This is a genomic window from Pseudomonas sp. PF05 (assembly GCF_056521845.1).
In genome coordinates this window covers 134753-149356 of the sequence record NZ_JBWLPW010000010.1, presented here as the reverse complement: position 1 = coordinate 149356, position 14604 = coordinate 134753, and the positions used below count along the sequence as shown (strand labels likewise).

Sequence of the window (14604 nt, the reverse complement as noted above, 5' to 3'; positions counted from 1 at the left end):
CTTACACCTTCGACACAAGAGGACGGCCGAGCAGACCTTGAGGCCGAAAGACCAGAACGAGAACGAGCAGCGAGAAGCTGAAGACGTCTTTGTAGTCCGAGTTGACCAGGCCGGAGAACAGCGATTCGGAAATTCCGAGAATGATCCCGCCAAGCATCGCACCAGGCAGTGAGCCGATCCCGCCGAGCACCGCTGCGGTGAACGCCTTGATGCCGATGATGAATCCGGCATAGAAGTCGAACGTGCCGTAGTTCATGGTGATCAGCACACCAGCCAGGGCCGCCATCGCGGCACCGATGATGAACACGTAGGAAATCACCCGGTCGGTGTTGATCCCCAGGATCGAGGCCATCTTGCGGTCTTGCTGGGTCGCGCGGCACATACGGCCGAGCTTGGTGTACTTGATGACGTAGGTCAGCAGGGCCATGCCGGCAAACGCGGCAACCAGAATGAAGACCTTGGTATAGGTCAGTTGTACGAATCCTGTGCCGACTTCGACACGCCAGGCACCGGTCAGCAAGGTTGGAACGCCTTGTTGCTTCGCGCCCTGGGCGATTTGTGCATAGTTTTGCAGGATCAGCGAAATCCCGATGGCGCTGATCAGCGGTGCCAGCCGGGTGGAATTACGCAGGGGTTTGTAGGCGACACGCTCGATGACCCAGCCATACACCGCCGTGACGACGATGGTGAAGACCAGTGTGCCAAGCATCAGTAGAGGGAAGGATTCAATACCGAAGTATGCCAGCAGAGCCAGACTGATCGCCGCGAGGTACGCAGAGATCATATAAACCTCGCCATGGGCGAAGTTGATCATGCCGATGATGCCATAGACCATTGTGTAGCCGATGGCGATCAGGCCATAGACCGACCCGAGGGTCAGGCCGTTGACCAGTTGCTGCAGGAAAATACCATCCATAACGCAATCTCACGCAATTGGAGAGACTGCACAAAAGCTGGATGCGACGAGCCGAGGGTTCAACCACCCGCGCAACACAGTTGAGTGCAGCTCTACGAGAAAAGACAGGTACTGCATGGACAGAGTTGTTGGATTGCCCGGCGCACGAGGCACCGGGCAAATCAGCAGCTCATATCACTTCTGTTTTTCCAATTGGTGGTATTTGCCGTCCTTGTCCCACTCGTAAACCACGTAGTCGGAGACTTTCAGGTCGCCCTTGGCGTCCCAGGTCTTCTCGCCCATGACGGTCTTGACCGGGTTTTTCTTCAGCCATTCAGCTGCTTTTTCGCCGTCGTTGGACTTGGCGCCATTGAAGGCAGCCGCGAGGGCCTGCACCGAAGCGTAGGCATACAGGGTGTAGCCTTCCGGCTCGGTGCCACTTTTGCGGAACGCATCCACTACGGCCTTGCTATCTGGCAGCAGGCGCGGGTCGGCACCGAAGGTCATCAGCACGCCATCGACAAATTGCGGGCCGCCAGCGGTGGTGACCAGCTCGTCAGTCACGATACCGTCGTCGGACATGAACTTGACGTCCTTGAGGCCTTGCTCACGCAGTTGGCGAACCAGGGGACCGGCTTCCGGGTGCAGACCACCGAAGTACACGACGTCGGCGCCAGCGCCACGGATCTTGGTGACAATGGTGCTGAAGTCTTTTTCACCGCGGGTCAGGCCTTCGTACAGCACTGGCGTAACGCCGCGCTTGGCCAGTTGAGCCTTGGTCGCATCCGCCAGGCCCTGACCGTAGGTGTCCTTGTCATGCAGCACAACGACTTTTTTACCTTTGAGCACGTCAACGATGTAGTCGCCAGCGACGATACCTTGCTGGTCGTCACGACCGCACATACGGAACATGGCGCCCAGGCCGCGCTCGGTCACCTGTGGGTTGGTAGAACCCGGGGTGATTGCAATGATGCCGGCTTCGTCGTAGATCTCGGAGGCCGGAATGGTCGACGAGGAGCAGAAGTGACCGACCACGCCCGCCACTTTCTGGTTGGTCAGGTCCTTGGCCACCGTAACAGCCTGTTTCGGTTCACAGGCGTCATCGCCCTTGACTAGCAGGATCTTCTCACCGTTGACGCCACCCGCCGCGTTAATGGCATCGGCTGCCGCTTGGGCACCCTTCATGTACTGCTCGCCAAATGCAGCGTTGGCGCCGGTCATCGGCCCAGCCACACCAATTTTTACATCAGCTTGAGCAAACGCAGAAACACCCAACGCAGTTGCCACTGCTAGGGCCAGGAAACCTTTCTTGTAAAACGTCTGGGACATGAGGTGGTGCTCCAAGGTTTTTTTTAGTTGGCACTGCGACTTCATTTCACTGAAAAGCTCAGAGCAAGGGCCGTGCCATCGGTTTTTTATTCTGAAAAAAGTCGCTGCTTTATTGTTATTTCGACTGTTTCGAGCCCTTTTTCATAGGGCGTGCAACCGCCTAAACCGCACGAGGTGCAACCTTTTATTTAAATAGGTGAAACCCTCCGTGAGCCATCATTGCAACCATTGCACGAAACGGCGTGCAACCACTGTGTAACAACCCACGTCACCGAACTGCACACTGTCGGTGCGCGATTGCTACAACCCGCACCATAACAGGCTAGACGCTACGCCGGAAAACGCGGGGGCCTGCAACAATTTTCAACACTCAAATGACAATCCGCAGGCACTGGCCCGCGTGATACAGCGAAAAACCGGCTTCATACAGGCAACTGCGCAAGCCCACCCCGGCCACTGGCTGCATGGGTGCGAAGGGGATCGGCAGCGCCTTGGCGTCACCGTGGCACAGGTAGTCGGCGAACGCCTTGCCGACCACCGTGCCGGTAGTCACGCCTCGACCGTTGTAACCGGTCACTGCCACCAACCCTGGGGCAGGTTCGAACAGGCGCATCAGGTGGTCGGGCGTAAACGCGATGCGCCCGGTCCAGGTGCATTCCCATTCCACTGGCTTGAGGTAGGGGAAATAGTGCTGCTGCACCCGGTCGGCCCAGGCCTTGAGGAACCAGGTCGGCTTGCGGTTGCCGTTGCCCAGGCTGCCCAGCAGCAAACGGCCGTCCTTGTCCCGGCGGATGCTGCTCAACACCTGGCGGGTATCCCACGAGCCCTGCCCGCCCGGCAGAATGCGTCGGGCGGCGTCGTCGGTCAGCGGGACCGAGGCGACCTGATAGTAATAACCAGGGAAGAAATTGCGCCGCAGTTCGGTCCAGTCGCCCTCGGTATAGGCGTTGGAGGCGATCACCACCTGCTCGGCCAGTACCGAACCCTGGGCGGTCTGCACCGACCAGCGCTGGCCCTGGCGTTCCAGGCGCGTCACCGGTGAATGGTCGAACAGTTGGCCACCCAGGTCCGTGGCCGCCTTGGCCAATCCGCTGGTGTAGGCCATCGGGTTGAGCGTACCGGCGCGACGGTCGAGTAATGCCGCGGCGATTTTCGACGTGCCGGTGGCCTCGACACAGGCCTGGCCGGTGAGCAATTGCACCGGGGCACCACGGCGCTTCCATTGCTCTTCGCGACTGCGCAGGTCGGCCTCGCCCCGGGCGTTATGGGCCATGTGCAGGGTGCCTTCGCGGCGCAGTTGGCAATCGATGTTGTATTTATCGACGAGGCTGAACACCAGCGCCGGCGCAGCCCCCAGCATGCGGTTGAGCTGGCTGCCCACCGCCTCGCCGAACCCGGCCTCGATGTCGTCCGGCGGGATCCACAGGCCGGCGTTGACCAACCCGACGTTACGCCCCGATCCGCCGTGCCCGGCCCGATGAGCCTCCAACACGGCAACGCGCTTGCCCTGTTCCAGCAAATGCACCGCCGCCGACAGCCCGGTGAAGCCGGCGCCAATCACACACACATCGACGCTGACTTCGCCGGCCAGAGCGGTGTTTTCAGGCCTTTGCGGCGTCAGGTTTTCCCACAGACATTCTTCGCGTAACGGCATTGCCAGACTCCGGAAATGAAACCTAACCATCACACTATTTAGTGTGGGAGCGAGCTTGCTCGCGATAGCGGCCCTACAGTCACTTTCCTATTGAATGTGCCGCCGTCATCGCGAGCAAGCTCGCTCCCACAAAGGATCTCCACGCATTGAAGATCCGGCCCCAACGTCCTCAGTCGAAGGTAATCCCCTGCGCCAACGGCAACTCCAGCGAGTAGTTCACGGTGTTGGTCTGGCGGCGCATGTAGCCGCGCCAGGCGTCGGAGCCGGATTCGCGACCGCCGCCGGTTTCCTTTTCACCACCGAATGCGCCGCCGATCTCCGCGCCGCTCGGGCCAATGTTGACGTTGGCGATGCCGCAGTCGCTGCCCACGGCCGACATGAATTGCTCGGCTTCACGCACGTCGGTGGTGAAGATGCAGGACGACAGGCCCTGGGGCACGGAGTTGTTCAGGTCCAAGGCCTCGGCAAAGTCCTTGTAGCCAACCACGTACAGGATCGGTGCGAAGGTTTCGTGGCGCACCACGTCGCTCTGTTCGGGCATCTCGACGATGGCCGGCGAGACGTAATAAGCATTCGGGAACTGGTCTTCAAGCTGGCGCTGGCCACCAAAGACTCGCCCGCCTTCGCTCAAGGCCTGCTCCAGCGCATCCTGCATGTTGTCGAAGCTATGTTTGTCGATCAGCGGCCCGACCAGGTTGCCTTCCAGCGGATGGCCGATACGCACTTTCGAATAGGCGGCCTTGAGGCGGGTGACGATTTCTTCCTTCACCGATTCGTGGGCAATCAGCCGGCGCAGGGTGGTGCAACGCTGGCCGGCGGTGCCGACGGCGCTGAACAGGATGGCGCGCACGGCCATGTCCAGGTCGGCGCTCGGCGCCAGGATCATGGCGTTGTTGCCGCCCAGTTCCAGGATGCTGCGGGCGAAACGCGCGGCGACTTTCGGTGCCACTTCGCGGCCCATGCGGGTGCTGCCCGTGGCGCTGATCAAGGCCACGCGCGGGTCATCCACCAGCGCTTCACCGGCATCGCGACCGCCGATGATCACCTGGCTCAGGTACGGGGGAGCGTCGCTGAAATTCTTCAGCACGCGCTCGAACAGCGCCTGGCACGCCAGGGCGGTGAGCGGGGTCTTTTCCGACGGTTTCCAGATCACTGCGTTGCCGCACACCAGGGCCAGCGTGGTGTTCCAGGCCCAGACCGCCACCGGGAAGTTGAAGGCACTGATCACCCCGACCACGCCCAGCGGATGCCAGGATTCACGCATGTGGTGGCCCGGACGCTCGGAGGCGATGGTCAGGCCATACAGTTGACGGGACAGGCCGACGGCGAAGTCGCAGATATCGATCATCTCTTGCACTTCACCCAGGCCTTCCTGGGTGATCTTGCCGGCTTCCCACGACACCAACTCGCCGAGGTCGGCCTTGTATTCACGCAACAGGTCGCCAAATTGACGCACCAGCTCGCCGCGACGCGGGGCCGGCACCTGGCGCCACAGGTCGAAGGCGTGTTCGGCACGGCTGACCTGCTGCTCGACTTCAGCCGCGCCTTCCCAGTTCACAGCGCCGATACGGCTGCCATCTATGGGCGAATGCACCGGTTGTGTGCCGTTCTGGTACAGGGCCGAGTCGACACCCAGACGATCAAGCAATGCAGCAACCATGGAAAATTTCCTCACACGAAAGACGAAGGATTGGCAGCCGGACAAATACGGCTGATCAGACCTGTAGTTGTAGCTGGCCCGAGACTTGCCAACAAACGACCTTTAAGCGAGATATCATTCCGTTTATTCATGCTGGCCATGACCGGATAAGCAGAGCCACAAGAAATAAGGCCTCATCATGCTCAATAAACGCTATTTGCCGTCGATCACGGCGCTGCAATGCTTCGAAGCGGTGACCCGCCACCTGAGCTTCACCCGTGCCGCCGAAGAGCTGAACCTGACCCAGAGCGCCGTCAGCAAACAAGTCGCGCAATTGGAAGAGTTGCTGCAGCACTTGCTGTTCCGGCGCGTACGTCGACGCCTGCAACTGACGCCAGCCGGTGATTTGTACCTGGGGGAAGTGCGAAAAATCCTCACGCAGGTGGAGATGTCTACCCATTACCTGCGCTCCTACGGCGGCGACACCGAAGTCCTGCGCGTTTCCACGCCTCCGACCTTCGGCGCTCGCTGGCTGGTCCCACGCTTGAAGGGCTGGCGATTGCGGCACCCGAAAATTCACCTGGACCTGTGCAGCGAGCAGGAGGCTGACGACTTGCTGCAAGGGCGCAGCGACCTGGCGTTCTATTTCGGCCAAGGCTCGCGACCTGGTACCGAATCCCTGAAGCTGTTTGGCGAAGAACTGGTACCGGTTTGCGCGCCCGGCAGCCTGCCTGACCAGCCCTTCACCGACCCGACCCAACTGGCCGAACTGGTGCTGCTGCAAAACGCCTCGCGGCCCCAGGCCTGGCACGACTGGTTCGACCACCAGGGCTACCACACCGAACACAGCTACCACGGGCCGCGCTTCGAAACCTTCTACATGTGCATTCGCGCCGCCCAGGTCGGCTGCGGTGTCGCCCTGCTGCCGCGGTTTCTGGTGGAAGAAGAACTGGCCGACGGCAAACTGGTCATCCCCTGGCCGCACGCGATGCCCAGCACCAACGCCTATTACCTGGCCTATCCGGAACATTCGGCGGAAGTGCCCAAGGTGCGGCTTTTTGTGGAGTGGATGCTGGAGCAGATCGACAACCCGGATATACCGGCATAACCCGACGCGAACCTGTGGGAGCAAGGCTTGCCCGCGAAGAGCGCGCCACGGCCTCCCGGAAACCGAGTCGCCTGTATCGCGGGCAAGCCTTGCTCCCACAGCGGGGCGGGGCGACGTTTCGATAAATTCCCTCGCCACAAACAGCTCTACTTTGCCGAAAAAGACCCAGTGGCCAAAAAAAACTGGCAATCATCATGAGTGATATGCGCCACTAGCCCTTTCACTACAAACCGCTGCACCCCGCTGCCCACCGCAGCGGCTTGCCTGGAGATTCCCGTTATGAGCGAGAGTGTGTTTGCCGATCGTATCGTGCAGAACCTGCTCGACACCGACTTCTACAAACTGACGATGATGCAGGCGGTGTTGCACAACTACCCCAACGTCGAAGTCGAATGGGAGTTTCGCTGCCGCAACAGCGAAGACCTGCGCCCGTACCTGGCGGAGATCCGCTTTCAGATCGAGCGTCTGGCCGAGTTGAGCCTGAGCGCCGACCAGTTGGGTTTCCTGGAGCGCATCAGCTTTCTGAAGCCGGACTTCCTGCGTTTCCTGGGCCTGTTTCGCTTCAACCTGCGTTACGTGCACACCGGTATCGAAAACGGCGAGTTGTTCATCCGCCTGCGCGGGCCGTGGTTGCACGTCATCCTGTTCGAAGTGCCGCTGCTGGCCATTGTCAGCGAGGTGCGCAATCGTTATCGCTATCGTGAAGTCGTCCTGGAACAGGCGCGGGAACAGCTTTATCGCAAGTTCGACTGGCTGAGCGCCAACGCCAGTGCCGAGGAACTGTCCGAACTGCAAGTCGCGGACTTCGGCACCCGCCGTCGTTTTTCCTTCCGCGTCCAGGAAGAAGTGGTCAACGTGCTCAAGCACGACTTCCCCGGGCGTTTCGTCGGCACCAGTAACGTGCACCTGTCCCGGGAATTGGACATGAAGCCCCTGGGTACCATGGCCCATGAGTGGATCATGGCCCACCAGCAATTGGGCCCGCGGCTGATCGACAGCCAGATCGCCGCCCTCGATTGCTGGGTGCGCGAGTACCGAGGCCTGCTGGGGATCGCCCTGACCGATTGCATCACCATGGACGCCTTCCTCAAGGATTTCGATCTGTTCTTCGCCAAGCTGTTCGACGGCTTGCGCCATGACTCGGGCGATCCGGTGATCTGGGCCGAAAAAGCCATTGCCCACTACCACAAGCTCGGCATCGACCCCATGAGCAAGACCCTGGTGTTCTCCGATAGCCTGACATTGCCCAAATGCCTGGAGATTTTTCGGGCATTGCGTGGTCGCATTAATGTCAGCTTCGGTATTGGCACCAACCTGACGTGTGACATTCCAGGTGTAGAGCCGATGAGCATCGTGCTTAAAATGATCAGCTGTGACGGGCAACCCGTGGCCAAGATTTCAGACGAGCCCGGCAAGACCCACTGCAAAGACCCGAATTTCGTCGCCTACATGCGACACGTTTTCCAAGTACCTGCCGCCCTTTCAGATACATCAAGCAAGGAGTGAATTCATGCAAGCCGTACAGCGTGAGATTGCTGAACAGCTCAAGGTCCAGCCGCCGTTCGCCGATGACGCCGCCCTCAAGGCCGAAATCGCCCGTCGGGTGAGTTTTATTCAGGATTGCCTGGTCAACTCCGGGCTCAAGTCCCTCGTGCTGGGCATCAGCGGTGGCGTTGACTCGTTAACCGCCGGGCTGCTGGCCCAACGTGCCATGCGCGAACTGCGGGAGAAAACCGGTAACGTCGCCTACAAGTTCATCGCCGTGCGCCTGCCGTACGAAACCCAGTTCGACGAGCATGAAGCCCAAGCCTGCGTGGACTTCATCGACCCGGACGAGCGCCATACCGTCAACATCGGTCCGGCGGTCAAGGCCCTGGCCGAACAAGTCGCGGCGTTCGAAGGCAAGGCAGCGGTTTCGCGGGATTTCGTGCTGGGCAATACCAAGGCGCGGATGCGCATGGTGGCGCAATACACCATCGCGGGCACCGAGCACGGCCTGGTGATCGGCACCGATCATGCCGCCGAAGCGGTGATGGGTTTCTTCACCAAGTTCGGTGATGGCGCCTGCGACCTGGCCCCGCTCAGTGGCTTGGTCAAAAACCAGGTCCGGGCCATTGCCCGTGACTTTGGTGCGCCGGAGTCTCTGGTGGAAAAAGTCCCCACCGCCGATCTTGAAGACCTGTCGCCAGGCAAGCCGGACGAAGCCTCCCACGGCGTGACCTACGCCGAGATCGATGCGTTCCTGCACGGCGAGCCGGTGCGGGACGAGGCGTTCAGGATCATTTGCGAGACCTATCGCAAGACTGAGCACAAGCGGGTGATGCCGTACGCCCCGTAACGGGTAATCCCTGTGGGAGCGAGCTTGCTCGCGATGGCTGAGGGGCGTGGGTTGGTGTGTATATCCGTTATTTAGGTAACGGATATACACACCAAAGCAACTAAACATCGAGCTTCTAAAAAAAACCCAAAAAAACGGCGCTTCCCCATTTCTGAAAGAAGCGCCGCTTTTTTGTACCTGAAGTGATTATTTCAGGGTAACGGTGCCTTTCATCATCGAGATGTGGCCCGGGAACGAACAGAAGAAGCCGTATTTTTCAGCGGCATCCAGTTTAGACACGTCGAAGGTCACCGAGTCTTTTTCCCCGGCACCAATGATCTTGGTGTGGGCGATGATGCGCTCATCACCTTCCTTGAGGTAATTCTTGTCAATGCCAGCGCCCAGGCCATCGGTGGCGATCGGCTGCATGTCAGCCTCTTTGCTCAGCACCCAGTTATGGCCCATGACGTTTTTCGGCAAGCTGCCCGAATGCGTCAGTTCAACGGTGAACGTCTTGCAGCTCTTGTCAATCTCGATGGCCTTGGTGTTGAAGGACATCTGGTCGGTCGAGTCGATGGTGGTCTTGCACTCCGCTGCCATCAGTTGGCTGCTGGCCAGCGTCAACAGGGATACTGCAACAAGTTTGGCAAACATCGTGAATCTCCAAGGCATGGTTAACAAAAATCCGTCAAAGGGGAAGACTGCCTGAATTTCAGACAAGTTCCTATGACCTGAATCAAAGATTGTATACAACTTAAGGCTATCAGCCTGATGGACACAATCAACCAGCCAGAGGGATGACGCCGCTCTATGATCGGCCTCATCACCTCTCGGGAGCGCCATCATGAACATCAACAGCCTGTTATGCAGCTTGCTCGCCGCCTACGCCTGCGGCGCCAGTGGCACCTACGAAAAACCCCGTCGCGAGGTTTAATCGCTTTGCGCTACACAGGCCAGGCTTTACTCTGGGTCGGTTACTGATCATGGAGTAAAGCATGTCCATCGCGTCTGTTTGTGTATTTTGCGGCGCCAGCACTGGCACCGACCCAGCGTATCGTGAAGCGGCCCAGGCCCTGGGCCGGGCATTGGCGGAACGAAAATTGACCCTGGTCTACGGCGGCGGTGCCGTCGGCCTGATGGGGATCGTCGCCGACGCAGCCCTGGCGGCCGGCGGCGAGGTCATCGGCATCATCCCGCAAAGCCTCAAGGACAAGGAAATCGGCCACAGCGGCCTGACTCGCCTGGAAGTGGTGGACGGCATGCACGCGCGCAAGGCACGCATGGCCGAACTGAGTGACGCCTTCATCGCCCTGCCCGGCGGCCTCGGCACGCTGGAGGAGTTGTTCGAAGTCTGGACCTGGGGCCAACTCGGCTACCACGGCAAACCGCTGGGGCTGCTGGAAGTGAACGGTTTCTACAGCAAGCTCACCGGTTTTCTCGATCATATCGTCGGCGAAGGCTTCGTCCGCGCGCCCCATCGTGACATGCTGCAAGTGAGCGAATCAGCGCAGAACCTGCTCGATGCGCTGGACGAATGGCAACCGTCAGTGCAGCCAAAGTGGGCCGAACAAAAACCCAGCTAACGGCTCGGCCCCGATACAGGGCAGAATATGCGCCGCTCAACCTCACCTTCGACCCCAGAGGATCGCCCATGGCCAAACCCAATTATTCCTTCGCCAAACGTCAGAGAGACTTGGCCAAGGAGCAGAAGAAAGAGGAAAAGCTGCAGCGCAAGAAAGCCACAGCTGAAGAAGAAGCTGCACTGACCCCGGATACTGAAGGCGAAGTGGCAGCAGAAGATGATGTTGATGCACCGAAAGATCAGGCGCCCGACGCCTGATACCCCCAGGGCCCGATGATCCGATCCGGCCCCCCGATTCTGTGTCCAGGGCCGGCAGCTCCACTGCCGGCCCTCACAATTCCAGCGCTTTGAAACCGCCCGGCAACTGGCAGCGGTACGTGTAAATCAAGACGTGCTTGCCGGGATGCACCTTCCTCATCCATTCAGTACATACCCTGTGGGAGCGGGCTTGCTCGCGAAAGCGGTGGTTCAGTCGACATCCATGTTGAATGATGGTCCGTTTTCGCGAGCAAGCCCGCTCGCACAAGGTGATCTCCTTACGATTCCAGCGGCATCACCGTCACCCGCACCTCGGGGTCATGATTGCCGCCCCCCAGGATCACCCCCCGCAACGGCGACACATCGGAAAAATCGCGACCCCAGGCCAGGGTGATGTGTTCCAGGGCCGGCTGGACGTTGTTGGTCGGGTCGAAGTCCACCCACCCCAATACCGGGCAATACACCGAGACCCAGGCATGGGATGCATCGGCGCCAATCAGCCGAGGTTGGCCGGGCGGTGGCTGGGTCAGCAGGTAGCCACTGACGTAACGCGCCGCCAGCCCGCGAGAACGCACGCAGGCCAGCATCAGGTGGGCAAAGTCCTGGCACACGCCCCGCCGCCGCTCCAACACCTCCACCAGCGGTGTGGCCACCTGGGTCGCTTCGGCATCGAAGGTGAACTCCTCGAAAATCTTCTCCATCAGCGCCCGCACGCCGATCATCAACGGACGCCCCGGCGGGAAGCAGCTTTCGGAAAACTCGACGAAGCTGCGCTTGAGGTGCACATAGGGTGACTCGAAACGGTAGCGGCACGCGTCCAGCAGCGGTGCCGCGAGCGGTCGGCTGCTATAGGTCAGCGCGCGACAGGTCGACTCCCAGGCCGGGGACAGGTTGAAGTCCAGCGCGGGGCGGGCCAGTACCTCGACGCTCAAGCGGGCATTGACCAGCAGCTCGTCATGGGGCCGTTCGAAAGCCAGGCGGGTCAGCGGGTTGCCGAACACATCCCGTTCATCGCGACGGGTCGTCGGCTCCGGGCTGATCAGCAACTGCTGTTCGGTGCAACGCTGCCAGTCACAGGCGCGTGGCCACAGATGGGCAAGCTGCTGGGCCAGGGACACCGGACTGTCATAGTGGTAATGGGTGTCGTGGAGGATCTGGTAACGGGCGTTCATCAGACAGACACCGTGCGTTGGCTGACGTCATCGACGTGGGCGAAATGGCGCAAGGCCAGGCGATCGGATACCTGGCCACCGACATCGGCCACTTCCTGCAACAGGTCGGCCAGCCCATCGAGTGCTGCGCGCAGGCTGGCTTCACCGAACAATGGGTTTTCCAGGCAGCGCAGGTCAAAGCGCGACAGACGTGCGACCAAGTCAGGCAATGCCGTTTCCCTGGGTGCGGCAAAATCATCGTTCAAGCGCTTGAGGGTGCGGTTCACCAGCTTCAACTGGAAGAGCACCGCGTGGGGGTTCTGTTCATCCAGTAGCAGCAGGTCCAGCACCGGGATCAGTTGCGCCACCGCCAGGTAGCGCGAACGGTAGGTGATGCTGCTGTTGCCCAGTTCCAGCAACCACTCCAGCCCAGCCTGGTCGAACACTGCATCGCTGCGCAAAAACGCCGCCAGGCTGCTGCTGAGGAACTGCAAGCGTTCCAGGCGCCGGCCAATCATCAAGAAGCGCCAGCCCTCGTCACGGGTCATGTCGTCCAGAGCAAAGCCGGACAATGCCGCCAGGGACATCACCAGCCGATTGAGGAAATCCAGCAACTCACCAAAATCCGGCTCCTCGGTTTCCAGCTCCATCGCTTCGCGCTGCAACTCCACCAGCGCCTGCCAGTTCTCCCGGGACAGCTTGCCGCGAACCTGCGAGGCCGCCCACTGCAAGCGCTGCAGGTTGGAGCGCAGGCTGAACGACCAGTCGTCCCCCAACAGCGCCGCCAGCAAACGCTCGTGCAGCTCGCCCTCTTCAGGCAGCAGCATCAGGCTTTCGCCCAGGGACACCGCCGATTGCAGGGCCTGTGGGTCATCGCCATCGACATAACGCCCCAGCATGATCCGCAGCAGCCGTGCGCTGTCGTCGCAACGTTCGCAATAACGGCCGAACCAGAACAGGTTTTCCACCACCCGCGAAGGCAAGTACGGATCGCGTCGAACCAGGTCGTGGACACCTACCGTTCGCTGGGCCGTCCATTGTTCACCGCCGGGCGCCTGCTCGCTCAACACCCAAGTGTCCTTGCTGGCGCCACCGCGCTGCATCGACACCACTTCGGCGTCGGCCTCGGCGGCCACGCGGGTCAGGCCACCCGACAGCACCCGATAATCATCCTTGCCGGACACGGCATACACACGCATGCCAATCGCCCGTGGCTGGATGTGGCCGTCTTCGGCCTGCCAGACCGGGGCCTGGGACAGTTGCGCCAACTCCTGGGCGACATAGGCATAGGGCCGGGCCTGCATGCGCGCCGCCAATTGGCCGCGCTGCTCCTCGTTCAGGTCACGGCCAAATACCGGGGTGAAGCTTTGGGAAGGAAACGCCGGCTTGATCAACAGCTGCGGCAGTTTTTCCAGGGCCTGGGCCAGCACCGGCGGCTCACCGCACCACCAGGTGGCGATGGACGGCAGTATCAGTTCCTCACCGAACAGATACTGGTTGATCTTCGGCAGGAACCCCAACAGGCCCGGCGACTCCAGCACACCGCTGCCCAGGGCATTGGCCACCAGCACCCGGCCCTGGCGCACCGCCTCCAGCAGTCCCGGCACGCCGAGGGCTGAATCGGTGCGCAGCTCCAGGGGGTCGCAGAAATCGTCGTCGAGCCGGCGCATGATGGCGTGGACCCGGCGCAGGCCGCTGAGGGTCTTGAGGTAGACCGTGGCGTCCCGCACGGTCAGGTCGCCCCCCTCTACCAACGGATAGCCCAGCTGGCGTGCCAGATAAAGATGCTCGAAATAACTTTCGTTGAACCGCCCCGGCGTCAACAGCACCACCAGTGGCGACTCACCATCGCTGGGCGCCTGTCGTGCCAGGGTTTCCTGCAAGGTGCGGAAGAACCCGGACAGGTGTCGCACCCTCAGGTCGCGATACAACTCGGGGAACGCACGGGAAACGATCATGCGATTTTCCAGCGCATAACCGGCCCCCGAAGGCGCCTGGGTCCGATCCGCCGTGACCCACCAACGGCCATCGGGCGTGCGCGCCAGATCTACCGCATACAAATGCAGGAAACTGCCATCCGGCGGCGCGATGCCCTGGCAGGGCCAAAGGAAATTGTTGTGCCCGAATACCAGCTCTGCCGGCAGCAGCCCCTCGCTGATCAGCCGCTGTGGCCCATACAGGTCGGCCAGAACCGCATTGAGCAGCCGCGCACGCTGGGCGATCCCGGCCGACAGGTGTTTCCACTCCTGCGGGTCGATCACATGGGGCAGCAGGTCCAGCTCCCACGGCCGGTCCGCGCCCTTCGGATCGGCGTAGACGTTATAGGTGACACCGTTTTCCTGGATCTGCCGAGCCAGCAGGGCCTGGCGCTGGAGCAACTGGGCCCGCGTGCTGCGCTGCAACTGGTCGAACAGCCGCCGCCAATGCGTGCGCACGGCACCGCTGTCGTCCAGCAGCTCATGATAGGTGCCCGTTGTCAGCGGGTAACGGTCAAGCAGGTCAGGCATGGAAAGCTCGGCAGACGGCAATGAAAGGTGAGACTAGCGCAAGCGCATGACGCCCGGATAGGTGCAAGCGTGTGACCAGACGCTGGGGCGTGCCCTGTAGGAGCTGTCGAGTGAAACGAGGCTGCGATCTTTTGATCTTGATCTTGATCTTTCATCTTTCACTC

Annotated in this window: 12 protein-coding genes; 5 read left to right on the top strand and 7 right to left on the bottom strand. The window is 60.8% G+C overall.

Annotation, left to right across the window (positions count from 1 at the left end):
• Position 1: 1 nt before the first annotated feature.
• The 4 genes from AC09SL_RS18045 to amaB all read right to left on the bottom strand — a co-directional run bounded on the left by AC09SL_RS18045 (position 2) and on the right by amaB (position 5538).
• Positions 2 to 916: an ABC transporter permease subunit gene (locus AC09SL_RS18045; RefSeq protein WP_058546549.1), complete on the bottom strand. Its 915-nt coding sequence runs from the start codon at positions 914 to 916 to the stop codon at positions 2 to 4.
• Between the two features lie 174 nt (positions 917 to 1090).
• Positions 1091 to 2224, bottom strand: coding sequence for an ABC transporter substrate-binding protein (locus AC09SL_RS18040; protein WP_058546548.1), 1134 nt, complete (start codon positions 2222 to 2224; stop codon positions 1091 to 1093).
• Between the two features lie 370 nt (positions 2225 to 2594).
• Entirely contained in the window at positions 2595 to 3878 is a 1284-nt protein-coding gene (gene amaA, locus AC09SL_RS18035) for an L-pipecolate oxidase (RefSeq protein ID WP_058546547.1), read from the bottom strand.
• A 169-nt stretch (positions 3879 to 4047) separates the two neighbouring features.
• Positions 4048 to 5538, bottom strand: a complete 1491-nt coding sequence (amaB, locus tag AC09SL_RS18030; protein ID WP_058546546.1) for an L-piperidine-6-carboxylate dehydrogenase — start codon at positions 5536 to 5538, stop codon at positions 4048 to 4050.
• Between the two features lie 178 nt (positions 5539 to 5716).
• Between amaB and AC09SL_RS18025 the strand changes: the two genes are divergently transcribed.
• From AC09SL_RS18025 to nadE, 3 genes are all read left to right on the top strand, one after another.
• Entirely contained in the window at positions 5717 to 6625 is a 909-nt protein-coding gene (locus tag AC09SL_RS18025; RefSeq protein WP_058546545.1) for a LysR family transcriptional regulator, read from the top strand.
• 279 nt (positions 6626 to 6904) lie between these two features.
• A complete protein-coding gene (gene pncB, locus AC09SL_RS18020; RefSeq protein ID WP_058546544.1) occupies positions 6905 to 8131 on the top strand; it encodes a nicotinate phosphoribosyltransferase in 1227 nt (408 codons plus the stop codon).
• Positions 8132 to 8135: 4 nt separating this feature from the next.
• Positions 8136 to 8963, top strand: coding sequence for an ammonia-dependent NAD(+) synthetase (nadE, locus tag AC09SL_RS18015; protein WP_058546543.1), 828 nt, complete (start codon positions 8136 to 8138; stop codon positions 8961 to 8963).
• 186 nt (positions 8964 to 9149) lie between these two features.
• On the opposite strand, the gene azu is transcribed toward nadE, so the two are convergent.
• Positions 9150 to 9596, bottom strand: coding sequence for an azurin (gene azu, locus AC09SL_RS18010; RefSeq protein WP_058546542.1), 447 nt, complete (start codon positions 9594 to 9596; stop codon positions 9150 to 9152).
• A 341-nt stretch (positions 9597 to 9937) separates the two neighbouring features.
• Between azu and AC09SL_RS18005 the strand changes: the two genes are divergently transcribed.
• Complete coding sequence (locus AC09SL_RS18005) at positions 9938 to 10525, top strand: LOG family protein (RefSeq protein WP_003197276.1); 588 nt, start codon at positions 9938 to 9940, stop codon at positions 10523 to 10525.
• A 68-nt stretch (positions 10526 to 10593) separates the two neighbouring features.
• The gene (locus AC09SL_RS18000; RefSeq protein ID WP_057448273.1) at positions 10594 to 10782 is read left to right on the top strand and encodes a hypothetical protein; all 189 of its coding nucleotides are present in this window, start codon (positions 10594 to 10596) and stop codon (positions 10780 to 10782) included.
• Positions 10783 to 11060: 278 nt separating this feature from the next.
• Here AC09SL_RS18000 and AC09SL_RS17995 read toward each other — a convergent pair whose 3' ends face one another.
• Positions 11061 to 11954 carry a transglutaminase family protein gene (locus tag AC09SL_RS17995; protein WP_058546541.1) on the bottom strand — a complete coding sequence of 298 codons (894 nt, stop codon included), beginning with the start codon at positions 11952 to 11954 and terminating at the stop codon, positions 11061 to 11063.
• Positions 11954 to 14440 carry a circularly permuted type 2 ATP-grasp protein gene (locus AC09SL_RS17990; protein WP_058546540.1) on the bottom strand — a complete coding sequence of 829 codons (2487 nt, stop codon included), beginning with the start codon at positions 14438 to 14440 and terminating at the stop codon, positions 11954 to 11956. Before AC09SL_RS17990 ends, AC09SL_RS17995 begins: the two co-directional genes overlap by 1 nt.
• Between the last annotated feature and the right edge of the window lie 164 nt (positions 14441 to 14604).

Excerpts from the sequence above, each read along its gene's own strand:
- AC09SL_RS18045 (WP_058546549.1), bottom strand. The coding sequence starts at position 916 with ATGGATGGTATTTTCCTGCAGCAACTGGTCAACGGCCTGACCCTCGGG.
- AC09SL_RS18040 (WP_058546548.1), bottom strand. The coding sequence starts at position 2,224 with ATGTCCCAGACGTTTTACAAGAAAGGTTTCCTGGCCCTAGCAGTGGCA.
- amaA (WP_058546547.1), bottom strand. The coding sequence starts at position 3,878 with ATGCCGTTACGCGAAGAATGTCTGTGGGAAAACCTGACGCCGCAAAGG.
- amaB (WP_058546546.1), bottom strand. The coding sequence starts at position 5,538 with ATGGTTGCTGCATTGCTTGATCGTCTGGGTGTCGACTCGGCCCTGTAC.
- AC09SL_RS18025 (WP_058546545.1), top strand. The coding sequence starts at position 5,717 with ATGCTCAATAAACGCTATTTGCCGTCGATCACGGCGCTGCAATGCTTC.
- pncB (WP_058546544.1), top strand. The coding sequence starts at position 6,905 with ATGAGCGAGAGTGTGTTTGCCGATCGTATCGTGCAGAACCTGCTCGAC.
- nadE (WP_058546543.1), top strand. The coding sequence starts at position 8,136 with ATGCAAGCCGTACAGCGTGAGATTGCTGAACAGCTCAAGGTCCAGCCG.
- azu (WP_058546542.1), bottom strand. The coding sequence starts at position 9,596 with ATGTTTGCCAAACTTGTTGCAGTATCCCTGTTGACGCTGGCCAGCAGC.
- AC09SL_RS18005 (WP_003197276.1), top strand. The coding sequence starts at position 9,938 with ATGTCCATCGCGTCTGTTTGTGTATTTTGCGGCGCCAGCACTGGCACC.
- AC09SL_RS18000 (WP_057448273.1), top strand. The coding sequence starts at position 10,594 with ATGGCCAAACCCAATTATTCCTTCGCCAAACGTCAGAGAGACTTGGCC.
- AC09SL_RS17995 (WP_058546541.1), bottom strand. The coding sequence starts at position 11,954 with ATGAACGCCCGTTACCAGATCCTCCACGACACCCATTACCACTATGAC.
- AC09SL_RS17990 (WP_058546540.1), bottom strand. The coding sequence starts at position 14,440 with ATGCCTGACCTGCTTGACCGTTACCCGCTGACAACGGGCACCTATCAT.